The organism is Catellatospora tritici (assembly GCF_019083965.1).
Lineage (GTDB): Bacteria > Actinomycetota > Actinomycetes > Mycobacteriales > Micromonosporaceae > Catellatospora > Catellatospora tritici.
On record NZ_JAHRCY010000011.1, the window covers coordinates 199,686 to 221,725 of the forward strand.

At 71.4% G+C, this 22,040-nt stretch carries 15 protein-coding genes; 9 read left to right on the forward strand and 6 right to left on the reverse strand.

What is annotated here, in order from left to right; translation table 11 throughout:
- Positions 1 to 9: 9 nt before the first annotated feature.
- Positions 10 to 4,035 carry a type VII secretion protein EccCa gene (eccCa, locus tag KUA19_RS25095; RefSeq protein WP_217399597.1) on the forward strand — a complete coding sequence of 1,342 codons (4,026 nt, stop codon included), beginning with the start codon at positions 10 to 12 and terminating at the stop codon, positions 4,033 to 4,035.
- A gap of 74 nt (positions 4,036 to 4,109) precedes the next feature.
- On the opposite strand, the gene KUA19_RS25100 is transcribed toward eccCa, so the two are convergent.
- The gene (locus tag KUA19_RS25100) at positions 4,110 to 4,613 is read right to left on the reverse strand and encodes an inorganic diphosphatase (protein WP_217399599.1); all 504 of its coding nucleotides are present in this window, start codon (positions 4,611 to 4,613) and stop codon (positions 4,110 to 4,112) included.
- A 307-nt stretch (positions 4,614 to 4,920) separates the two neighbouring features.
- Here KUA19_RS25100 and dacB point away from each other — a divergent pair, with 307 nt between their 5' ends.
- Complete coding sequence (dacB, locus tag KUA19_RS25105) at positions 4,921 to 6,570, forward strand: D-alanyl-D-alanine carboxypeptidase/D-alanyl-D-alanine endopeptidase (protein WP_217399600.1); 1,650 nt, start codon at positions 4,921 to 4,923, stop codon at positions 6,568 to 6,570.
- Between the two features lie 119 nt (positions 6,571 to 6,689).
- Here dacB and tilS read toward each other — a convergent pair whose 3' ends face one another.
- Together tilS and KUA19_RS25115 are read right to left on the reverse strand one after the other, a co-directional pair.
- Positions 6,690 to 7,679: a tRNA lysidine(34) synthetase TilS gene (gene tilS, locus KUA19_RS25110; protein WP_217399601.1), complete on the reverse strand. Its 990-nt coding sequence runs from the start codon at positions 7,677 to 7,679 to the stop codon at positions 6,690 to 6,692.
- Between the two features lie 14 nt (positions 7,680 to 7,693).
- Entirely contained in the window at positions 7,694 to 8,749 is a 1,056-nt protein-coding gene (locus KUA19_RS25115) for an Rv3626c family coenzyme F420 biosynthesis-associated protein (protein WP_217399602.1), read from the reverse strand.
- A 68-nt stretch (positions 8,750 to 8,817) separates the two neighbouring features.
- On the opposite strand from KUA19_RS25115, the gene KUA19_RS25120 reads away from it, so the two are divergent.
- From KUA19_RS25120 to KUA19_RS25130, 3 genes are all read left to right on the forward strand, one after another.
- Positions 8,818 to 10,410 (forward strand): gamma-glutamyltransferase family protein, encoded by a 1,593-nt coding sequence (locus KUA19_RS25120; protein ID WP_217399603.1) that lies wholly within the window; start codon positions 8,818 to 8,820, stop codon positions 10,408 to 10,410.
- 131 nt (positions 10,411 to 10,541) lie between these two features.
- Positions 10,542 to 13,745 carry a S8 family serine peptidase gene (locus KUA19_RS25125; protein ID WP_217399604.1) on the forward strand — a complete coding sequence of 1,068 codons (3,204 nt, stop codon included), beginning with the start codon at positions 10,542 to 10,544 and terminating at the stop codon, positions 13,743 to 13,745.
- A 403-nt stretch (positions 13,746 to 14,148) separates the two neighbouring features.
- A complete protein-coding gene (locus KUA19_RS25130) occupies positions 14,149 to 14,628 on the forward strand; it encodes a TIR domain-containing protein (protein ID WP_217399606.1) in 480 nt (159 codons plus the stop codon).
- On the opposite strand, the gene KUA19_RS25135 is transcribed toward KUA19_RS25130, so the two are convergent.
- A complete protein-coding gene (locus tag KUA19_RS25135) occupies positions 14,597 to 15,547 on the reverse strand; it encodes a GlxA family transcriptional regulator (RefSeq protein WP_217399608.1) in 951 nt (316 codons plus the stop codon). The two genes, KUA19_RS25130 and KUA19_RS25135, sit on opposite strands and share 32 nt — an antisense overlap.
- Before the next feature lie 142 nt (positions 15,548 to 15,689).
- Here KUA19_RS25135 and KUA19_RS44050 point away from each other — a divergent pair, with 142 nt between their 5' ends.
- From KUA19_RS44050 to folE, 4 genes are all read left to right on the forward strand, one after another.
- Positions 15,690 to 15,812 carry a hypothetical protein gene (locus KUA19_RS44050; RefSeq protein ID WP_302563208.1) on the forward strand — a complete coding sequence of 41 codons (123 nt, stop codon included), beginning with the start codon at positions 15,690 to 15,692 and terminating at the stop codon, positions 15,810 to 15,812.
- A 4-nt stretch (positions 15,813 to 15,816) separates the two neighbouring features.
- Positions 15,817 to 16,380 carry a hypoxanthine phosphoribosyltransferase gene (hpt, locus tag KUA19_RS25140; protein WP_217399610.1) on the forward strand — a complete coding sequence of 188 codons (564 nt, stop codon included), beginning with the start codon at positions 15,817 to 15,819 and terminating at the stop codon, positions 16,378 to 16,380.
- Between the two features lie 294 nt (positions 16,381 to 16,674).
- On the forward strand, positions 16,675 to 18,702 hold the full coding sequence (gene ftsH, locus KUA19_RS25145) for an ATP-dependent zinc metalloprotease FtsH (protein ID WP_217399612.1): 2,028 nt from the start codon (positions 16,675 to 16,677) through the stop codon (positions 18,700 to 18,702).
- Positions 18,699 to 19,343: a GTP cyclohydrolase I FolE gene (folE, locus tag KUA19_RS25150; RefSeq protein WP_217399734.1), complete on the forward strand. Its 645-nt coding sequence runs from the start codon at positions 18,699 to 18,701 to the stop codon at positions 19,341 to 19,343. The genes ftsH and folE overlap by 4 nt, the downstream gene beginning before the upstream one ends.
- A gap of 3 nt (positions 19,344 to 19,346) precedes the next feature.
- On the opposite strand, the gene KUA19_RS25155 is transcribed toward folE, so the two are convergent.
- The gene (locus KUA19_RS25155; protein ID WP_217399614.1) at positions 19,347 to 19,967 is read right to left on the reverse strand and encodes a hypothetical protein; all 621 of its coding nucleotides are present in this window, start codon (positions 19,965 to 19,967) and stop codon (positions 19,347 to 19,349) included.
- Positions 19,964 to 21,808, reverse strand: coding sequence for an FtsK/SpoIIIE domain-containing protein (locus tag KUA19_RS25160; protein WP_217399616.1), 1,845 nt, complete (start codon positions 21,806 to 21,808; stop codon positions 19,964 to 19,966). The genes KUA19_RS25155 and KUA19_RS25160 overlap by 4 nt, the downstream gene beginning before the upstream one ends.
- Positions 21,809 to 22,040 lie beyond the last annotated feature (232 nt).

Here is a 22,040-nt window from a genome sequence, read left to right on the forward strand (position 1 = left end):
GGAGTCGCCATGGGAACGGTGATCGTCAAGCGGGCACCACGTCGCCCCGCTCCCGAGATCCCGGGCGGTGAGCTGGTCATCGACGCTCCGCCCGAGATCCCGCAGGCCGCGGGCGGGCGGTGGCAGCAGGCCATGATGATCCTGCCGATGCTCGGCAGCGGTCTGGGCATGGCGATGATGGTCGGCAACGGCCAGGGCAACAAGATGTCCTATCTGGCCGGCGGCATGATGGGCGTGTCCAGCCTCGGCATGATCGCGGCGAGCCTGATGAGCGGCGCGGGCCAGCCGAAGAAGGCCGAGATGATGGCCGCCCGCCGCGAATACCTGCGGCACCTGGCCGCGCTGCGGCGCCGGGCCCGGCACGCGGTCCAGCAGCAGCGGATCGGCCTGTTCTACCGCCACCCCGACCCGCAGCGGCTGTGGTCCACGGTGGACAGCCATCGGCTGTGGGAGCGGCGGGGCAGCGACCCCGACTTCGGCATCGTACGGGTGGGCGTCGGCCCGCAGTCGCTGGCCACCCCGCTGATCCCGCCGGAGACCCGGCCACTGGAGGAGCTGGAGCCGATGACGGCCGGGGCGCTGCGGCGCTTCCTGGACGCGTACTCGGTGGTGCCGGACCTGCCGGTGGCGCTGTCGATCCGCGGCTTCGGCCGGGTGTTCCTGCGCAGCGAGGGCGGCACCCGGGCGGACAACCAGCGCGCCGACGGCACGTACCAGGGCGGGGTCTTCGGCGGCTCGGCCGGGTTCGCCCAGACCGACCACCGCGACGGCACCGACGCGCACGGCCTGACCCGGGCGATGCTGGCGCAGCTGGCCGTCTTCCACGCCCCCGACGACCTGATCATCGCGGTGTGCGCCTCGCCGCACCGGCGCGACAGCTGGGACTGGGCCAAGTGGCTGCCGCACCACAACCACCCCACCGACAACGACGCGCTCGGGCCGGTCCGACTGTTCGCCACCTCGGCGGGGCAGCTGGAGGAGATGCTGTCGGGCGTGCTGGCCGGGCGGGCCCGCTTCGGCGTCGCCGACGCCGCGCCGCACGTGGTGGTGGTGCTCGACGGCGGCGACCTGGCCGACTCCAACCAGCTGGTGCTGCCCGAGGGCCTGGCCGGGCTGACCGTCCTCGACCTCGACACCGAGCCGCCGCGCCTGCTCGACCGCAGCATGCTGGTGCTGGAGACGCGCGGTCGTGAGCGCAGCCTGCACACCATCACCGCCACCTCGGCCGCCGAGGTCGGCACGGCCGACCGGATCGGGGTCGCCGAGGCGGAGGCGATCGCGCGGCGGCTGGCGCCGCTGCGGCTTTCGGCGGTCGCGGTCGCGACCAACACCGCGATGACCGGCGAGCGCGGCCTGGCCGACCTGCTGGGCATCCCGGACCCGGAGCGCTTCGACACCGCGTATGGCTGGTCGCCGCGCGCCGACCGCAACAAGCTGCGGGTGCCGATCGGCGTGGGCCCGGACGGCTCGGCGATCGAGCTCGACATCAAGGAGTCGGCGCAGGACGGCATGGGTCCGCACGGCCTGCTCGTCGGCGCCACCGGCTCCGGCAAGTCCGAGCTGCTGCGCACCCTGGTGCTGGGCCTGGCGGCCACGCACTCGTCGGAGCAGCTCAACTTCGTGCTGGTCGACTTCAAGGGCGGCGCCACGTTCGCCTCACTGGACCGGTTGCCGCACACCTCCGCGGTCATCACCAACCTGGAGGGCGAGAGCCACCTGGTCAACCGCATGGGCGACGCCATCACCGGCGAGGTGCTGCGCCGCCAGGAGTTGCTGCGCGCGGCGGGCAACTTCGCCAACCTCAAGGACTACGAGAAGGCCCGCACGGGCGGGGCGGCGCTGGCGCCGCTGGCGTCGCTGTTCATCGTCTGCGACGAGTTCTCCGAGCTGCTGACGGCCAACCCGGACTTCATCGAGATCTTCGTGCAGATCGGCCGGGTCGGCCGGTCCATCGGCATGCACCTGCTGCTGGCCAGCCAGCGGCTGGAGGAGGGCCGCCTGCGCGGTCTGGACACGCACCTGTCGTACCGGATCGGTCTGCGCACCTTCTCCGCGATGGAGTCGCGCGCGGTGCTCGGCGTCGGCGACGCGTACGACCTGCCCAAGGCGCCCGGCCACGGCTACCTCAAGTTCGGCTCGGAGCCGCTGCAGCGGTTCAAGGGCGCGTACGTGTCCGGCTCGTTCAAGCGGGCCGGGGAGGCCGTGGCCCGCCGCCGTGTCGACGGCGAGCAGTTCGTCTACGACTTCAGCAACCACTACCTGCCGGTGCCGAAAACCCCCAAGAGCACTGAGCTGGAAGTGAAGTGGGACGTCAAGCCGGGCGAGAGCCTGATGGACGTCATGATCGAGCGAATGGTGGGCCAGGGCCCGCCCGCGCACCAGGTGTGGCTGCCGCCGCTGGACCGCTCCGACCCGCTCGACCTCGCGTTCGGGCAGGTCGGGTTGGTCGAGGGCCGCGGCCTCACGGTCGCCAACCCGGAGCTGCGCGGCGCGCTGCGGGTCCCGGTCGCGGTCGTGGACAAGCCTGCCCAGCAGCTGCGCGACCTGCAGTGGGTACGGCTGGCCGACGGTGCCGCCGGACACGTGGCGGTCGCGGGCGGCAACCAGAGCGGCAAGTCCACCCTGCTGCGCACCCTGGTCACCGGCCTGGCCCTGACCCACACCCCGCAGGAGGTGCAGGTCTACTGCCTCGACTTCGGCGGCGGCACCCTGGCGAGCCTGCGCGAGCTGCCGCACGTCGGCGGCGTCGCCGGGCGCCAGGAGGCGATGCTGGTGCGCCGGACCGTCGGCGAGGTCGCCGAGCTGCTGAACAACCGCGAGGCCCGGTTCCTGGAGAGCGGCATCGACTCGATGGCGTCGTACCGGCGGCTGCGGGCGGCCGGACGGTTCGCCGACGACCCGTACGGCGACGTGTTCCTCGTCGTGGACGGCTGGGCCACGCTCAAGGAGAGCTACGAGGACCTGGAGCCGGTGATCACCGACATCACCACCCGGGGTCTGGCCTACGGCGTGCACGTGGTCGCGGCGACGCTGCGCTGGCGCGACTTCCGCCCGGCCATCGCCGACCAGTTCGGCACCAAGCTGGAGCTGCGCCTGGGCGACCCCAGTGACACCATCTGCCGGGTCCGCAAGGTCGCTCCGCAGGTGCCGCAGCGCCCCGGCTTCGGCTGCACCCCCGACGGCCTGTTCTCGCTGGCCCTGCGCCCGGATGTGGACCAGGTCGGCGACCGGGAGGAGCTGGTCCGGCAGATCGCCAAGCACTGGAGCGGCGCGCCCGCCCCGCGCGTGCGCGTGCTGCCCAACGTCTACGCGTACGACCGGATGCCGGTCGAAGGCGGCGACACCTGGACCATGCCGATCGGCATCGCCGACGACCTCACCCCGGCTCTGGTCGACTTCTACGCCGACGTGCACCTGTCCGCGTTCGGCGAGAGCGAGTGCGGCAAGTCGACGCTGCTGCGCCAGATCGCGACCACGATCACCCGCCGGTACAGCCCGGACGAGGCGAAGCTGCTCATCGTCGACCCGCGCCGCAGCCTGCTCGGGGCGGTGACCACGCCCCACCAGCTGGCGTACATCACCAGCCTGGACCAGGTGCCCGACTACATGGACGCGATCGCGGCGAAGATGGCCGAGCGGCGCCCGCCCGCCGACGTCACCCCGCAGGAGATCCCGCGCCGCCCGTGGCTGGCGGGCCGGGGCGAGTTCTTCCTGATCATCGACGACTACGACATCGTGGTCTCCTCCGGTGTGCACCCGCTGCGCAACCTGGAGCCGTTCCTGTTCGAGGCCCGTGACGTCGGCCTGCACCTGATCACCGCGTCGAACGTGAACTGGAGTCGGGCGTCGTATGACGCGGCACTGTCGCGAGTGCTGGCCACGAACGCGCCGTACCTGCAGATGTCGGCCGACCGCAACGTGACCGCGCCCTTCGGCAGCCCGTTCCGCAACGAGCGGATGACCGCCGGGCGCGGCCGCCTGATCACCCGGCGCGGGGCGCGGCTGGTGCAGCTGGCGGACCTGCCCGCGTACTGACGGATATACGACGATCGGCCGCCCGGGGTTCCGGGCGGCCGATCGTCATGTCAGTCGGCGAGAAGACCGGCAGGTCAGTGACCGGCGCCGCTCTCCTTGCGGTCGACCTCGCGCTGGAACGAGCGCTTGATCTCGGCCTCGGCGTCGGCGCGGCCGACCCAGGTCGCCCCCTCGACGCTCTTGCCCGGCTCCAGGTCCTTGTAGACCTCGAAGAAGTGCTGGATCTCCAGCCGGTCGAACTCGGCGACGTGGTGGATGTCACGCAGGTGCTCCAGCCGCGGGTCGTCGGCCGGGACGCACAGCACCTTGTCGTCGCCGCCCTTCTCGTCGCGCATCCGGAACATCCCGATCGCCCGGCACCGGATCAGACACCCCGGGAAGGTCGGCTCCTGCACCAGCACGAGCGCGTCCAGCGGGTCGCCGTCCTCGCCCAGCGTGTTCTCGATGAACCCATAGTCGGCGGGGTACTGGGTGGAGGTGAAGAGGGTGCGGTCAAGCCGGATCCGTCCGGTCTCGTGGTCCACCTCGTACTTGTTGCGCTGCCCCTTAGGGATCTCAACCGTGACGTCGAAATCCATTTCACACTCCCAATGGCCTGTAAGTTCGCCGACGTTGGCGAATTTTAGTTAGTCTCGCCTGGCTGAGTCCGGGCATCCAAGGAGGGCACCGTTGGGGAGGCAAGGTTCACATTACGGTGCCGACCCTGCGGGTGGCGCCGGTTCGCCGGGCGGTTCGGGCGCGCCGGGCGAATGGGTGTGGAACGGCCGCGAGTACGTGTGGCAGTCCTCCCCAGGTTATCCACAACCCCAGGACCAGGGGATGTACGGCTATCCACCGTCTTATCCACAGGCGACGGGCCCCCGACCGGGTGGTTATCCACAGGATGTGCACAATCCGTGGCCTGGCAATACCCAGCCTGAACCTTATCCACAGGGCTACGACCAGCGCGGATCCTACGGGTACGAGCAGGCGGCCCAGGACACCCAGCGGCTGCCGGGCGCCCCGGGTGGCCCCGGCGGTGCCCCCGCGCCGACCGAGCGGAGCGCCGCCCCGCACAACCGGCGCCTGAAGAAGAAAAAGAAGAAGAGCCGCCGCGGCCTGCTCGCCACCTCGCTGGTGCTGGTGTCGGCGCTGGGCCTCGGCCTGGTCGGCGTCGGCCTGGCCAAGCCGAGTCTGGTCGCCGACCTGTTGTCCACCCCTGGCTGGCAGTCGCCGTCGCCGACCGCGTCCGCCGAGCCCGCCCCGGCGGCGGTGCTCGCCGCGGCCGCCGCCGACGCGCCCATGCCCACCACGGCCGGGCTTACCGCGGTGCTCGGCCCGCTGGTCACCGGCACCGCGTTGGGCAGCCACATCAGCGCCTCGGTGGTCGACCTGCACACCGGCCAGGTCCTGTACGAGCTCGACCCCACCGAGATGATCACCCCGGCGTCCAACACCAAGCTGGTGACCGCCGCGTCGGTGCTGGCCACCCGGGGTCCGACCTACCGCATCACCACCCGCGTGGTCGCCGGGCCCAACCCGGGCGAGGTCGTGCTGATCGGCGCGGGCGACGCCACGCTCGGCGTGAACAGCAAGAAGTTCTACGAGGGCGCGGCGCAGCTGGACACCCTCGCCGCCCAGGTCAAGAAGGCGATGGGGACCACCCCGATCACCAAGGTGATCACCGACGGGTCGCTGTTCCCCGGCTCCGAGACCGGCCCCGGCTGGTCGTCGGACGCGCCGCAGGAGGGCAACGTCTCCAAGATCACCGCCCTGATGATCAACGGAGCGCGTACGGACATCAAGGACCGGGAGATGCCCTTCAACCGGTACACCAACCCTGAGCGTGCCGCCGGGGAGGCGTTCGCCAAGCTGCTCGGCCTGCCCGCCGGCGCCGTGGCCAAGGGGGTCGCCCCGGCCGCGCCCGCCGCCGATCCGGCCGCCCAGCCCAGCACCGCCGCGTCCGCCGCACCCGTGGCGATTCTGCCCGGAGTCCAGCTCGGGGCGGTGCAGTCCGCGCCGCTGCTGCGCCAGATCGAGCAGATGCTCACCGAGAGCGACAACACCCTGGCCGAGATGCTGGCGCACCAGGTGGCGCTGGCCAAGGGCAAGCCCGGCTCGTTCGTGGGTGCGTCGGCGGCGATGGAGGAGGTCGTCACCGAACTCGGCCTCGACCCCGCGCAGATCGACCTGTCCGACGGCTCCGGCATGTCCGGCCGCAACAAGATCTCACCGAAGCAGTTGACCGCGCTGCTGGTGAAGGCGGCCAGCGGAGACCACGCGCAGCTGGCCGACTTCTTCAACGGCCTGCCCGTGGCGGGCTGGTCCGGCACCATGCTGCCCCGGTTCGCCAAGGTCAAGACCGCGTACGGCCTGGTCCGCGCCAAGAGCGGCACCCTGGACGGGGTCAACTCACTGTCCGGTGTGCTGCAGACCGCCGACGGCCGGATGCTCGCCTTCGCGGTCCTCGCCGACAACGTCCCCGGCGGCCGCTACCCCGCCCAGGACGCCCTCGACAAAATCGCCGCCGCCCTGGCCTCCTGCGGCTGCCACTAACCCCAAGACCATCCAAGTTGCCGGGCAACCGGGCGTAACGAGCCCCAAGATACGCCCGTTTGCCCGGCAACTTCCGCGCTCCGGCCACGGCCCGCGACACCGCACCGATCATGGCGTCCTCAGGCGACGACGGGGACCAGAAGTCCGGCGGAGCGGGTGACGGTGACGGCGCTCGGGAGGTATACGGGGCCTTGCCCGCGCCAGGCCGTGACCAGGGCGTTCATGGCCTCGACGTGGCGGTGGGACAGGGCTGTGCGTGGCGCTCCCAGTTCGGCGGCCCACTCGTGCAGCACCCGGGTCCGCACGGGCGCGGGTAGGTCACGTAGCGCGGACACCGACAGGCCCCCGGGCACCCGGCAGGTGGCGAGCGCGGTGGCGGCCAGTTCGTCCAGGTAGGCGGTGTCCTGTGCGAGCAGCCCCGCCGTGCGGGCGAGGTTGGCCACCACCCCCTCGCCGAGGGTGGCGATCAGCGCGGGCAGGGCCTCGGCGCGGACCCGGGAGCGGGCGTAGGCCGGGTCGGTGTTGTGCGGGTCGTCCCACTGGGCCAGGTGCTGGGCGGCGCAGGCGGCGCGGCAGTCGGCGCGGGGCAGATCGAGGAACGGGCGGCTGAACCGTACCCCCGCCTGGTCGCGGTGGACCGGCATGCCGGACAGGCCCCGCGGCCCGGACCCGCGCGCCAGCGCGAGCAGGACCGTCTCGGCCTGGTCGTCGCGGGTGTGCCCGAGCAGTACGGCCGCCGCCGCGTGCCGACGCGCCGCCTCGACCAGCGCGTCGTACCGCGCGTCTCGCGCCGCCGCCTCCGGCCCACCCTCGGTTCCGACGGTCACCGTCGAGACCTCCACCGGCTGCATGCCTCGTTCGCGCGCCCAGGCCGCGACCCGTTCGGCCTGCTGCGCGGAGCCCTGTTGCAGCCCGTGGTCGACGGTCACCAGGCCGACCCGCCAGCCGAGCCGGGGCCCCACGAACGCGGCTGCCGCCGCCAGCGCGAGTGAATCCGCGCCGCCGGAGCAGGCGACCAGCACGAGACCGCCGTGGGGTGTGGGCAGTTGGCGTAGGAGGGCGCTGACGGCGGTGCGGGTGCGGGCTACGGCGGGGTGCAACGCGGCCATGGAAGCGGTGGCGGTCAGGGGGTGGCGGGCGTGGCCACGCGGGCGACCCAGGCGCCCGGGTCGGTGAGCTCGGTCGGCCGGGGCAGGGTCTGCGGCGAGGTCCAGATCTTGTTGAAGCCGTCCATGCCGACACGGTCGAGCACACCCTGCACGAAGGCGCGGCCCTCGGCGTACTGACGCATCTTGATGTCGATGCCGAGCAGCCGCCGCAGGTACTGCTCGACCGGGTTGCTCGGGTTGCGTCGCCGGTCGAACGCGGCCCGGATCTGGGCGACGCTCGGGATGACCCGCGGCCCGACCCCGTCCATGACCACCTCGGCGTGCCCTTCGAGCAGGGTGAGGATGGCGGTGAGCCGGTCCAGCACGGCCCGCTGCTGCGGGGTCTGCATGGCGTCGAGCAGCGTGGTGCCGCGCTCGTCCCCGGCGGCTGACTTCGCCGCCTTGACCGCGGCCTCGACCTGGCGGAACGTCTGCCCGATCACGTTGGCCGTGGGTGGCTCGGTGGCCTCGACGAAGCGGCGCACCTCGCCGAGGAAGTGCTCGCGCAGCCACGGCACGGCCGTGAACTGGGTGCGGTGGGTGACCTCGTGCAGGCACACCCACAGCCGGAAGTCGCGCGGGTCGGCCTTGATCCGGCGCTCCATGCCGACGATGTTCGGGGCGACGAGAAGCAGTTGGCCGGGGTCGGTCGCGAACACCTCGTACTGGCCGAGCACCTTGCCGGACAGGTAGCCGAGCACCGCCCCGGTCTCCACCGCGGTGACCTTCGCGCCGACCAGGTTGCCGACGACGCCGACCTTCGCCTCCAGCTTGTCGGTCAGCGGGTGGATCACCTGGCGCAGGCCGCGAATGTTGACCTCGGCCCAGGTGCGCCGGTCGACGACCCGCACCGGGGCGTCATCGACGCGCGCGGTGAGCCCGGTGTACGCCGAAACGTGCGCCACCGCCTCGTCGGCGAGTTCGCGCAGCTCGCGCACTGCCGCGTTGGCCTGTTCGTAGGTGACCGACGGTCCGGTCGGCCCGAACCGCGCGGCGGCCGAGGTGGCCAGGTCCCAGTCCACGAGTGCCATGCCTAGAACCTACCCGCGTGGCTCCACCTGATGCCCGTGTCGCGAAGTTACGTGGTTTGATCGACGGCATGCGACGTCAGGCTGTGTACGCGCCGAACGGGGTGGTCGCCACCAGCCAGCCGCTGGCCGCGCAGGCCGGGCTGGCGATGCTGCGTGAGGGCGGCTCGGCGGTCGACGCGGCCGTGGCCGCGGCGGTGACGCTGACCGTGGTGCAGCCGGGCTCCAACGACATCGGCTCGGACCTGTTCGCGCTGGTCTGGGACGGGCAGCGGCTGCACGGGCTGAACGCCTCCGGCCGCGCCCCGGCCGCGCTGACCCGCGAGCTGCTGGCCGCGGGGGGTGAGTCGCCGACCGACGCGCTGGGCGCGGCGCAGGCGCAGGCCGCGCTGGCACCGCCGTCGCGCGGGTGGCTGCCGGTGACCGTCCCGGGCGCCCCGGCGGGCTGGCGGGATCTGCACGACCGGTTCGGCCGGGTGCCGTTCGAGCGGCTGTTCGCCGACGCGGTGTCGTACGCCGAGCACGGCTGGACGGTGTCGCCGACGGTCGCGGCGAACTGGGCCCGTTCGGTGCGCCTGCACAGCGGGCTGACCCAGGCCGAGTGCCGGGCGTGGGCGGATGTGTTCGCCCCGGACGGGCGGGCGCCGCGGCCGGGGGAGCGGTTCCGCAACCCGGGGGCGGCGCAGGCGCTGCGGTTGATCGGCGGCAGCCACGCCGACGCGTTCTATCACGGCGAGATCGCGCACGCGCTGGCCGCGCACGCGGCGGCCACGGGCGGCCTGCTCACCGCCGACGACCTGGCCCGGCACGAGAGCACCTGGGTCGAGCCGATGCGCGCCGACTACCGGGGCTTCAGCGTGTACGAGCTGCCGCCCAACGGCCAGGGCGTCGCCGCGCTACAGGCGTTCGCGCTGCTCGACGGGTTGGCCGGGCACGGGCTGCACGAGCAGATCGAGGCGATGAAGCTCGGCTTCGCCGACGCGCACGCGTACGTCGCCGATCCCGCCGCCGGTCCGGTGCCCGACCTGCTGGAGCCGGGTTACCTCGCGGCGCGGCGGGCGCTGATCGGCCCCCGGGCCGGGGATCCGCCGCCCGGCGACCCGATGCGCGGCGGCACGGTCTACCTGGCCGCCGCCGACTCCGACGGCATGATGGTCAGCCTGATCCAGTCGACGTACATGGGCTTCGGTTCGTTCGTGGTGCTGCCCGAGTATGGCTTCACGCTGCAGAACCGGGGTGCCGGGTTCAGTCTCGACCCGGCCCATCCGAACGTCGCCGCGCCGGGCAAGCGCCCGTTCCACACGATCATTCCCGGGTTCCTGTGCCGCGACGGCGCGGCTGTCGGCCCGTTCGGGGTGATGGGCGGCCACATGCAGCCACAGGGGCACCTCCAACTGATCCTGTCCACCGTGGACGAGGGCCTGGACCCGCAGGCCGCGCTGACTCGCCCCCGCTGGTACTGGCACACCGCCCGCCAGGTCGAGGTCGAACCCGAGTTCGACCCTGATCTGGTCAGTGACCTGCGCGAACGAGGCCACGAGGTGACCGTGGCCGACGACCGGTCCACCTTCGGCATGGGTCAGGCGATCTGGTGCCTGCCGGACGGCGCGGGCTATGTGGCGGGTTCGGAGCCGCGCGGCGACGGGCAGGCCGCCGCGTACTGAGAGGTGCCCGTAGCCAAGTCCCCGCCGGTCGCGGGGTCGTTTGACGCGATGTGAGAATAGCGACGATTGTCCGGATCGTTTGCGGGCTTGCGCTGGTCGCGGGCTCGGCTGCGGTTCCGACGGGTACGAGCGTGGCGGCGCCGACCAGCCCGCACAAGCTGCAACCCCAGTCCCGGGCCCTGGTCGGCCGCGCGCCCTCCAGCCGCCTCGCCCGCACCGACCGCAGCCTGCTCGGTCGCACCGACCACGAGCGCATCCCGGTCCTGGTCAAACTCGACTACGACGCCGTCGCCAGCTACCCCGGCGGCCTGCCCGGACTGGCCGCGACCAGCCCGGCGGTCACCGGAAAGCGGCTGCGCGCGAGCAAGGCCGAGCGCGACTACGAGGAATACCTCATCGGCCGGGAGCGCACCTTCGCCGCGACGCTGGCGTCGAAGCTGCCGTCGGCGCAGCTCGGCCGCTCCCTGCGTACGGTGTACGGCGGCCTGTCGCTCACTGTCCCCGCCGACCAGGTGCGCAAGCTCGCCGCGCTGCCGGACGTGGTGGCGGTGCAGCGCGACGAACTGCGCGAGCCGCTGACCGACTCGTCCGGCTCGTTCATCGGCGCTGACGCGCTCGCCCCGGCCGGTCCGACCGGCACGGCCGACGTGTCCCGGGCCGGGCAGGGCGTCATCGTGGGCGTACTGGACACCGGCGCCTGGCCCGAGCATCCGTCCTTCGCCGACCAGGGCATCCTCGGCACGCCCCCGGCCAAGGCCGACGGGACCAAGCGGCGGTGCGACTTCGGGGACAACCCGCTGACACCGGGCAAGGACGTGTTCCGCTGCAACCACAAGCTGATCGGCGGGGCCCCGTTCCTGGACGGCTACCTGTCGGCGTTCCCGAAGGAGAAGTACCGCACCGCGCGCGACTCCGACGGGCACGGCACCCACACCGCCTCGACCGCGGCGGGCAACGCGCTGGCCTCGGCGAAGATCTTCGGGGTGGAGCGCGGCCCGATCCACGGCATCGCCCCCGGCGCCTGGGTCAGCGTGTACAAGGTGTGCGGCGAGCAGGGCTGCATGTCTTCGGACTCGGCCGAAGCCGTCGCGCAGGCGGTGCGCGACGGGGTCGACGTCGTCAACTTCTCCGTCTCCGGCGGCACCGACCCGTTCACCGACCCGGTCGAGATGGCCTTCCTCGACGCGTACGCAGCGGGCGTGTTCGTGGCCGCGTCGGCGGGCAACTCCGGCCCGGCGGCGGGCACGGTCAACCACCTGTCCCCGTGGGTGACCACGGTGGCCGCCTCGACCCAGCGCCGCGAGTTCGCCGCCGACCTGACCCTGCGCTCCGGGGACGCGACGCAGACGCTGCGTGGCGCCTCGCTGATGGGCGCGGCCGGGCCTGCCCCGATCGTGCGCGCGGGCGGGACCCCCGGGTATACCGGTGGCGCGACCTGCGCGAAGGCGGCCAAGCCGAAGACCTTCACCGGCAAGATCGTGGCCTGTGAGCGTGGTGGCAACGCCCGGGTGGAGAAGGGCTGGAACGTCAAGGCCGGCGGCGCGATCGGCATGGTGCTCTACAACCCGACCATCCAGGACACCGAGACCGACAACCACTGGCTGCCGACGGTGCACCTGCCCGACGCGACGCTGCTGGAGTTCCTGGACGCCCACGCCGACGTCACCGCGACGATCAGCGCGGGCACCCCGGTCAACGGCCCCGGCGACGTGATGGCGGCGTTCTCCTCGCGCGGCCCCGGCGGCCTGATGCTCAAGCCGGACGTGACCGCGCCGGGGGTGCAGATCCTGGCGGGCAACACCCCCACCCCGGCCGAGACCACCGCCGGGCCGACCGGCCAGTACTTCCAGGCCATCGCGGGCACCTCCATGTCCTCGCCGCACGTGGCGGGGGCGGCGGCCGTGCTGGCCGCGCGGCATTCGGACTGGACCCCGGGCGAGCTCAAGTCGGCCCTGATGACCACCGCCGTCACGGACGTGGTCATCGAGAACGGCGTGGACCGCGCGGGCCCGCTGGACCTGGGCGCGGGCCGGATCGCGGTGGACCGCGCCGACGCCGCCGGGGTCACCATCGCCGAGACCGCCGACCGCATGTACGCCCTGGCCGACGACGAGGTGCGCGCGGTGCAGCTCAACCTGCCCTCGATCAACGCGCCGATCATGCCCGGTCGTCTGTCCACGGTCCGCACCCTGCGCAACATGACCGACCAGCCGCTGACCTACCAGGTGTCGAGCACCTCGCCGGACAGCAGCACGATCAGCGTCCCGCAGACGGTCACCGTCCCCGCCCGGGGCACCGTGCCGCTGCCGGTGACCATCTACTCCCGCGCCGTCTCGGCCGGATTCCTGTTCGGCGAGATCCGGCTGGTCCCGTCCGGTGCCGGGCAGCCGCTGCACCTGCCGGTCGCGTTCCGGCCGACCCAGGGCCAGGTCACCCTGGCCAGCGCCTGCACCGCGAAGAAGGTGCAGCTGGCGCATACCGTCGACTGCACCATCACCGCCCGCAACACCGGCTACGACCAGGCGCCGGTATCGCTGGCGACCCGGCTCGACAAGGGCATGGCCCTGGCCGACGTGGACGGCAAGGTGCAGTTGGGCCGGGAGGGCGAGGTGCGGCACAGCTCCACCCTGCGCGGTATCGAGCCGGGCACGCCTGCCCTGTCCGACCGGTCCGACCGGACCTGGCAGCCGCTGGGCATCACCCCGGACCCGATCGGTGACGAGGAACTGATCAACTACGAGGTGCCGGAGTTCCGGTATGCCGGGCAGGCCTACACCAGCATCGGCGTGGTCTCCAACGGCTACCTCGTCGTCGGCGGCGGCACCGGCCAGGACGTCCGCTTCGAGCCGCCGAAGTCGGTCGAGGTCGCCCGCCCCAACAACGTGCTCGCGCCGTACTGGGCGGACCTGGACGGGTCGGCGGCCGAGGGTGTGCGCGTGGCCGAGGTGGACCGCGACGGCGAGAAGTGGATCGTGATCGAGTGGCGGGTGAACCGCTTCGGCACCGACGAGGGCCAGCGCTTCCAGGCGTGGCTCGCCGCCGGTGACGACGAGGACATCCGCTTCGCGTACGACGAGAAGGCGCTGCCCAAGGGTGCGACCGTCTTCGCCGTCGGCGCCGAGAACGCGCTGGGCAAGGGCGTGCTGTCCACCGACGCCCCGGCCGCCGACCGGGCGGTCGCGTCGACGGGCGGGCACCCGGGCGGGGTGGCGTCGTACACGGTGACCCTGCGCGGCGTGACGCCTGCCGACGGGACGCTGGTGACGGCGATGACCAGCCCGGACGTACCGGGGACGACCGTGGTGCGCAACCGGCTGCCGGTGGTGCTGCGCTGAGTGCTCGTCAGCCGCTTCGCGGCTGACCCTGCGGTGCCGAGTGGTCCCGGAGATGGAACCGTCCATCTCCGGGACCACTTTGTTTGACGGCGATGGCCGGGGTGTCGCCGGTGGCACCAGCACTTGTCGCTTCAGTCGATAGTCGACTGAGCCTGTTGTAAGCGCAGCGTGACGCAATACTTACGGATCGCTGACGGATCGGAGTGCGCAGGCGATCAGGCGGTACAGCGTACGGTGTTCGACCGGCTGCCCACCGTGATCAATCGATGCGGCCGCTTGCCTGTTGACTATTCAGGAAACCGGCACCGACCAATTGCGACCGTGAAATCCGTGTGCGATTCGCGAAATCGCGAGCGGATGCTCGGTTTCTTACTCCAGTCCTGAAGGGAGCCGTGGCGGCGCCATGCCCGAAATCTTTGTCAACCACCGAACCACGGACACCGCGACAATGGCTTACAATATCGAGAAGGCAATTGTCGAGAAGTTTGGTGCCAGGGTTGTCTACCGTGACAACTCGTCGATTCCGCCAGGAGTCCACTTTGAGCCTCACCTGTGGGCCAACCTCGCAGTTTCCAAGGTCATCCTCGTGCTCATCGGGAATCATTGGCTGACGCCGGACAGCACTGGAAACATCCCGCTCTTTGCCCCGAAAGACTTCGTGCGGCGGGAGATCGAGAAGGCCAAGGAACTCAACATACGCATCCTTCCGGTGCTGATCGGCTGGACCGAAGACCGTATCAATCCCGATGACCATGACGCGAAGCTCTTCGCGGCGGGAACCGGATACGTGCTCCACCACGACCATCGCCCCGTCATCGAGGTGAGGGGTGCCTGCTTCGTCCGGCGCCAGGTCAGCGGATGCGGAAGGTCTGGCGGTAGGTGAGGGGGGTGGTGCCGAGGCGGCGGTTGAAGTGGTGCCGCAACGTCGCCGAGTCGCCGAACCCGGCGCGGGCCGCGACCGACTCCACGGTCAGCTCGGTCTCCTCCAGCAGCCGCCGGGCCAGCAGCACCCGCTGGTGTGTGATCCAGTCGTGCGGGGTCGCCCCGGTCTCGGCCCGGAACTTGCGGGCGAAGGTGCGCGGTGCCATGTGCGTCCGCCCGGCCAGGTCGTCGACGGTCAGCGGCTGTTCCAGGTGCCGCAGCAGCCACTCCAGCAGCGGTTGCAGCGTCTCGCACTCGACCGCGTCCGGGATCGGCGCCTCGATGAACTGCGACTGCCCGCCCGCCCGGTGCGGCGGGACGACCATCCGCCGGGCCAGCTTGGTGGCCACCACCGACCCGTGCACCTGCCGGACCAGGTGCAGGCAGGCGTCGATCCCGGCGGCGGTGCCGGCGCTGGTGATCACTTTGCCGTCCTGCACATACAGCTCGTCCGGCACCACCAGTGCGGTCGGGTAGCGCTCGCGCAGCAGGGCGGCGTGGTTCCAGTGCGTGGTGCAGCGGCGCCCGTCCAGCAACCCGGCCTGGCCGAGCAGGAACGCCCCCGAGCACACCGCCATCACCCAGGCCCCACGCTGCGCGGCCGTCCGCAGCGCCGCGACCGCGGCGGGTGGGGCGTCGCAGCTCAGCGGGTGCGCGGGCACCGCGATCAGGTCGGCGGTGGCCAGCGGCGCGAGGTCGGCGTGCGGTTCGATCAGGAAACCCGATCGGGTACGAACCGGGCCGCCGTCCACGCTGCACACCGCGAACTCGTACCCGGGGAAGCCGTCCGCGGTGCGGTCGGTGCCGAACACCTCGCACAGCACCCCGAGCTCGAACGGTGCGATCTGGTCCAGCGCCAGCACGGCGACACGCGTCAGCATGCCCTGAACGCTAGCCCATGATTGGCAGAAATTCGACGGGCAGTGGCATCTCTGCCACTGTCGGCGGCACGGCCTGCGGCGGAGACTGGATACCGACACCGGTGCACAACTTCGTCAAACTTCTCGAAACGGTGAGGCCGTCATGGGGATCTTCGTCTTCTTCGTGGTGTTCGCGCTGGTCCTCGGTGTCGCGGGCCAGCTGGGGATGATCGTCACCAATTCCGACCCCGACGTGCGGCAGAGGTCCTTTATCGGGCACGCTTAGGCACATGGGCTGGTACGACGCGGACATTGACCGTGTGATCATCACTGAAGAGGAGCTCCGCGCTAAGACCGCCGAGCTCGCCAAGCAGGTCGCCGCCGACCACGCGTCGGTCGACGGCCTGCTGTTGGTCTGCGTGCTCAAGGGCGCGGTCATGTTCATGGCGGACTTCGCCCGCGAGCTGGGCCGCGTCGGCGGTCCGCCGGCGGAGCTGGAGTTCATGGCGGTCTCGTCGTACGGGCAGGGCACCACCTCCTCCGGAGTGGTGCGCATCCTCAAGGACCTGGATCGTGACATCGCCGGGCGGCACGTGGTCGTGGTCGAGGACATCGTCGACTCCGGCCTGACCCTCAGCTGGCTGCTGAAGTACCTGGAGTCCCGCTCGGCGAAGTCCGTCGACGTGGTGGCCCTGTTCCGCAAGCCCGAGGCGATCAAGGTGCCGGTGCCGGTCAAGTACGTCGGCTTCGACATCCCCAACGAGTTCGTCGTCGGCTACGGCCTGGACTATGCCGAGCGCTACCGCGAGGTGCCGTACGTCGGCATCCTCAAGCCCGAGGTCTACCAGCGCTGAGTGGTCGGTGCCGATCGCCGTTCGCGACCGGATCCGGTGCTCCGCACACGGGTTCGGGCCGAGGGCGGCGATCATGCTTTGCGCCCGTATTCGCTCTCAGCGAACAGCGGTACGATTTGTCCGTAATAGTGGGTAGCTGAGCTGAGAAAACGCTGAACGTTGTGCGATCGGCACCACGCATCACTCAACCGAAGGTTTCTACGGTGTACCGTCGAGTGACCGGGCCGCGCCCGGTGAGCTGACCGCCTCTATCGATCAGGAGGACACGGGCGCGATCAAGCGTCCGGTAACAGCATGGAGCGTACGCGTATCTTCCGCCGGCCGATCTTCTGGATCTTCATCGTGGCCATCTGCGCGATCCTGCTCAGCCAGCTCTTCACCAGCGGCCCGAGCTACCAGCCGGTTGAGACCTCTGTCGCCCAGAGCGCCATCGCCCAGGCCGGTCCGGGTGGCATCAAGAAGGTCGAGCTGCGCGACAAGGAGCAGACGATCCGCATCGACCTGGCCAACAAGGCCAAGTTCAACGATGTGGAGACCGACAAGATCGAGGCGCAGTACCCGGCCGACGCCGGGCTGGAGTTCTTCAACCAGGTCGTCGAGGCGAAGAAGGACGGCAAGATCTCCGAGACCTACAACACGGAGGTCACCGAGGAGAGCGTCTTCCTCTCCCTGCTGGTGAGCCTGCTGCCGATCGCGATCCTGGTCATCCTGCTGCTGCTGTTCATGTCGCAGATGCAGGGCGGCGGCTCCCGGGTGCTCAACTTCGGCAAGTCGAAGGCCAAGCTCGTCAGCAAGGACACCCCGAAGACCACCTTCGCGGACGTGGCCGGCGCCGACGAGGCCGTCGAGGAGCTGCACGAGATCAAGGACTTCCTGCAGAACCCGGCGAAGTACCAGGCGCTCGGCGCCAAGATCCCGAAGGGCGTGCTGCTGTTCGGCCCGCCCGGAACCGGCAAGACCCTGCTGGCCCGCGCCGTCGCCGGCGAGGCCGGGGTGCCGTTCTACTCCATCTCGGGCTCGGACTTCGTCGAGATGTTCGTGGGTGTCGGCGCCTCGCGGGTCCGCGACCTGTTCGAGCAGGCCAAGGCCAACGCGCCGGCGATCGTCTTCGTCGACGAGATCGACGCGGTCGGCCGCCACCGCGGCGCCGGCCTGGGCGGCGGCCACGACGAGCGCGAGCAGACCCTCAACCAGCTGCTGGTCGAGATGGACGGCTTCGACGCCAAGGGCGGCGTGATCCTGATCGCCGCCACCAACCGCCCCGACATTCTCGACCCGGCGCTGCTGCGTCCCGGCCGCTTCGACCGCCAGATCGCGGTCGACACCCCGGACATGGTCGGCCGCAAGTCGATCCTGCGGGTGCACGCCAAGGGCAAGCCGTTCACGCCCGACGTCGACCTCGACGCGGTGGCCCGCCGGACGCCCGGCTTCACCGGTGCCGACCTGGCCAACGTGATCAACGAGGCCGCCCTGCTGACCGCGCGCCAGGACAAGCGCGCCATCAGCAACGACTCGCTCGAGGAGTCGATCGACCGCGTGGTGGCCGGCCCGCAGCGCCGCACCCGGGTCATGTCGGACCACGAGAAGAAGATCACCGCGTACCACGAGGGCGGGCACGCCCTGGTGGCCTGGGCGCTGCCGCACTCCGCGCCGGTGCACAAGGTGACCATCCTGTCGCGCAGCCGCTCGCTGGGCCACACCCTGGTCCTGCCGACCGAGGACAAGTACACCCAGACCCGCGCCGAGATGATCGACACCCTGGCGTACGCGCTGGGCGGTCGGGCCGCCGAGGAGTTGGTCTTCCACGAGCCCACCACCGGTGCCGGCAACGACATCGAGAAGGCTTCGGCCCTGGCCCGCGCCATGGTCACCCAGTACGGCATGAGCTCCAAGCTCGGTGCGGTCAAGTACGGCACCAGCGGCGACGAGCCGTTCCTGGGCCGGTCCTACGGCCACGAGCGCGACTACTCCGACGCCGTCGCCGCCGAGATCGACGCCGAGGTGCGCCAGCTCATCGAGCTTGCCCACGACGAGGCGTACGAGATCCTCGTCGAGTACCGGGACGTCCTCGACGCGATCGTGCTGGAGCTGATCGAGAAGGAGACCATCTCGACCGCCGACATGGCGCGCGTCTGCGCCCGCGTCGTAAAGCGGCCGCCGATGGCCCCGTTCAACGGCTTCGGCAAGCGCACGCCCTCCACCCAGCCGCCGGTGCTGACCCCGGCCGAGTTGGAGAAGAAGGCCAGCGAGAACGCCGCCCAGAACGACGCCCAGAACGACGGTGAGGTCACCGTCGGCTCGTCCGCGGAGAGCACGAACTGAACGGCGAGCAGCACCTAGATCACCTCGCCGCCCGCCTGGTCGACGGCTCCCTCACCGGTGTTCCGGTGGAGGACGCCGTCGACCTCGGGCGGATCGAGAAGGCGATCCGCGAGCTCCTGATCGCCCTCGGCGAGGACCCCGACCGCGACGGCCTGCAGCGCACCCCCGCTCGGGTCGCCCGTGCGTACGCCGAACTCTTCGCCGGGCTGCGCGTCGACCCCACCCAGGTGCTGACCACCACGTTCGAAGCCGACCACGACGAGTTCGTCCTGGTCCGCGACATCCAGGTGTTCAGTCTGTGCGAGCATCACCTGCTGCCGTTCAAGGGCGTCGCCCACGTCGGCTACCTGCCCGGCGCCGACGGGCGCATCACTGGCCTGTCCAAGCTCGCCCGCCTCGTCGAGGTGTATGCCCGCCGCCCGCAGGTCCAGGAACGCCTCACCTCGCAGATCGCCGACCTGCTCCAGCAGCAGCTCGCCGCGCGCGGCGTGATCGTGGTGCTGGAGTGCGAGCACATGTGCATGGAGATGCGCGGCATCCGCAAGGCCGGCGCCCGCACCGTCACCAGCGCGCTGCGCGGCCTGTGCAAGACCGACCCGAAGACCCGCGCCGAAGCGCTGGCCCTCATCAACGCCCGCTGACGGTCACCCGAGCGCGTAGAGCACCGTCGCCAGCAGCACCGGTGCGAAGCAGGTAACCGCGCCCAGCGGCGCCGTACGCGAGCCCTTCGGGAAGACCAGCCCCACCAGCACCCAGCCCGTCGCGAACGCCAGCAGTGCCAGCGACAGCCCACCGACCAGCAGGTAGAACAGGCGCGCGTCGGCGTCGGCCAGCCCGGCCAGGGCCAGTTGCACCACCAGCACGGTCAGGCTCAGCGGGGCGTAGATGAGCAGGTTGCGGGGCAACCCTCGGCTGGCCGTACCCCCGAAACGCGCCAGCGACCCGTCGGTGACCTCCAGCGTCGCCCGCGCCTGGCGCAGCGCCGCCAGCGCCACCGCCGGACCGCCCGCCACCGCCTGCGCCGCGACGTGCTGCTCCGACGGTCCCGGCAGCAGCACGGGCGCAGGCACCCCCACCCGGCCCGCGCTGGCCAGCAACCGGGTCGCCTGCAGACTCAACTGCGCCTGCACCGTCGGCAACTCGTCGCGGGCCGCGGCCAGCGCCGCCGCCTCCACGGACGCGACCTCGGCGGCCTCCCGCCGCACCGTGTCCAGCCGCTGCGCCGCCGCGAGATACTCCGTCCAAGCCGCGCTACGTTCGCTCACGCCATCTCCTCGCTGCTCGACCCGATCAGCACCACCGGCGGACCCGAATCCAGGTCCCGGGCCTGCCACAGACGTTGCCGCAGCGCCGTCAGCACCTGCAGATCGGTGTGCGGGTCGGGGAAACGCACCGTCTTCTCATGCCCCCGAGTGGCGTTGCGCGGCCCGCCCAGGCCACCCGCCGTGTTCACCACCGCGCAGCCCACCGGCAGCGTCGCCGCCGCGTCGTTGGTCGCCTCCAGCACATCCGCACCGCCGGGCAGCGCCACCCGCACCGGGAACTGCCCGAACGCCGAATCGCGACGGGCGTGCAGCTCAGCCACCGCACGCACCGAACGCGAACTGAGAATCAGATGCATCCCGTACGCCCGAGCACGGCGCGCGATCGACTCCAGCAGCGCCACCGCCTCCTTCGCGACCGGATCGTCCCCGGCCAGCAGCACCGGGAACTCCTCCAGCACGCACACCACCCGGGGCAGCTGCGCCAGCTCGCGGAACTCGCCGAACCGCGACACGCCCTCCTGCCCGAACAGGTCCACCCGGCGGTCCAGCTCGGCCGCGAGGCCGCGCAGCACCTCCAGACCCGCCTCGCGCGTGCAGCGCCCCCCGATCACGCGAGCGTGCGGCAGCCAGGCCGGATCGGAGCCGCTGGGCGCGAACTCCGCGTACGCCCCGTCCCGCGCGAAATCCAGCAGGTAGAGAGCCAGCTCGTCAGGGTCGTAGCGGGTGCACAGGCCGTACAGCACATTGGTCACGAACGCGGTCTTGCCCGCGCTCGCGCGACCCGCGACCAGCCAGTGCGGCGTCAGCTCGGTGAAGTTCAGCGGAATCGACGCCTCCCCGGCCAGGCCGACGGTCGTCGACAGCCCTGCCGCCGACGACTCCGCCCACCACTGGTCCGGGTCCGGCAGCAGGTCCATCAGATGCACCTGGCCCGAGGCGGCATAGCGCGCGGCGAGCTCCCGGCACACCCGGTGCACCAGCTCGGCGGGCGGATCGGGATCCAACTCCACCGGCACCGCCAAACCCGGCCACGTCGAGGTCGGGCTCGGCAGGTCACCAGGCGGTTGGGTGGCGAAAGGCCCGCCCCCCACCAACGCGTACGGGTTGCGCAGCACGATCTGCGTGCTCATCGGCAGTGGTGCCTGCGCCGACGGCTGCGAGGTGTGCGGCGACAGTGGTGGCGGCGGCCAACCCGCCACCATCAGATGCAGCCCCGCCGCCGGGCCCGCCTGCGCCAACGCGGTGATCCGCGCCAACTCGGCGCCCTCCACGTTCGACGGCAGCGCCGCGATGAGCAACAGCATCGTGCAGTCACGTCGGCGCGGTCGCGCCGCCGGGCGTCGCTGCGCGATCGGCCGACTGGGCCGCACCCAGTGCTCCGCCTCGGCCAGCACGCCCTGCAACCCGGCCAGATCGTGCACCGGCGGCGGCATCAGGCCCGCGTCCGCCAGCGCCCCGAACGGCGCGAACAAAGCCCCGCCGACCGCGTCCACCGCCCGCACCACCAGCGTGCCCGACGGCGCCGTCGCCAACAGCCGCAGCAGCAACGACCGCAGCGCACCGGCCACCCGCGGGTCGCGCGAATCCGCACCAAACGTCAGATGGCCCGCGCCCAACAGGGGCACCACCAGCGGAAACTGATCGTCGTCCAGTGGTCGGGCCGTGCCGACGCGGACGAACTCGGGGCGGCGCTGATCGCCCAGCGGCGTACCGGAAGCGATGCCGTCCAGTCGGGCGCCCAGCCAACCCGGCGCGAGCTTCGCCGCGGCCCCACGCAGCCGCTCCGCGAGATCATGCTGCTCGGCCAGATCCGTCCGCGGTGGCGGCAGATAGCTGTCCAAAGCCGACATCGCAGCCTGTACCACAGCCGCCGCATGCCGGTGCAGACCAGCGGCCTGGTCGATGCGCGCGTTCCATCCAGCCAACGCCAAGCCCTCCGCTGCGTCCTCCCCCGGGGGAGGTTAGCGCAGCGCACCCTACACCTGCCGCACATACGCGCGGCGGGCTTTCACGTACTTGCGACAGATCGACTTTTCGAAACGGCTGCGCCGCGCGACCAGGTGGGGTATGGCC

Excerpts from the sequence above, each read along its gene's own strand:
- eccCa (WP_217399597.1), top strand. The coding sequence starts at position 10 with ATGGGAACGGTGATCGTCAAGCGGGCACCACGTCGCCCCGCTCCCGAG.
- KUA19_RS25100 (WP_217399599.1), bottom strand. The coding sequence starts at position 4,613 with ATGGATTTCGACGTCACGGTTGAGATCCCTAAGGGGCAGCGCAACAAG.
- tilS (WP_217399601.1), bottom strand. The coding sequence starts at position 7,679 with ATGGCCGCGTTGCACCCCGCCGTAGCCCGCACCCGCACCGCCGTCAGC.
- KUA19_RS25115 (WP_217399602.1), bottom strand. The coding sequence starts at position 8,749 with ATGGCACTCGTGGACTGGGACCTGGCCACCTCGGCCGCCGCGCGGTTC.
- KUA19_RS25120 (WP_217399603.1), top strand. The coding sequence starts at position 8,818 with ATGCGACGTCAGGCTGTGTACGCGCCGAACGGGGTGGTCGCCACCAGC.
- KUA19_RS25130 (WP_217399606.1), top strand. The coding sequence starts at position 14,149 with ATGCCCGAAATCTTTGTCAACCACCGAACCACGGACACCGCGACAATG.
- KUA19_RS25135 (WP_217399608.1), bottom strand. The coding sequence starts at position 15,547 with ATGCTGACGCGTGTCGCCGTGCTGGCGCTGGACCAGATCGCACCGTTC.
- KUA19_RS44050 (WP_302563208.1), top strand. The coding sequence starts at position 15,690 with ATGGGGATCTTCGTCTTCTTCGTGGTGTTCGCGCTGGTCCTCGGTGTC.
- hpt (WP_217399610.1), top strand. The coding sequence starts at position 15,817 with ATGGGCTGGTACGACGCGGACATTGACCGTGTGATCATCACTGAAGAG.
- ftsH (WP_217399612.1), top strand. The coding sequence starts at position 16,675 with ATGGAGCGTACGCGTATCTTCCGCCGGCCGATCTTCTGGATCTTCATC.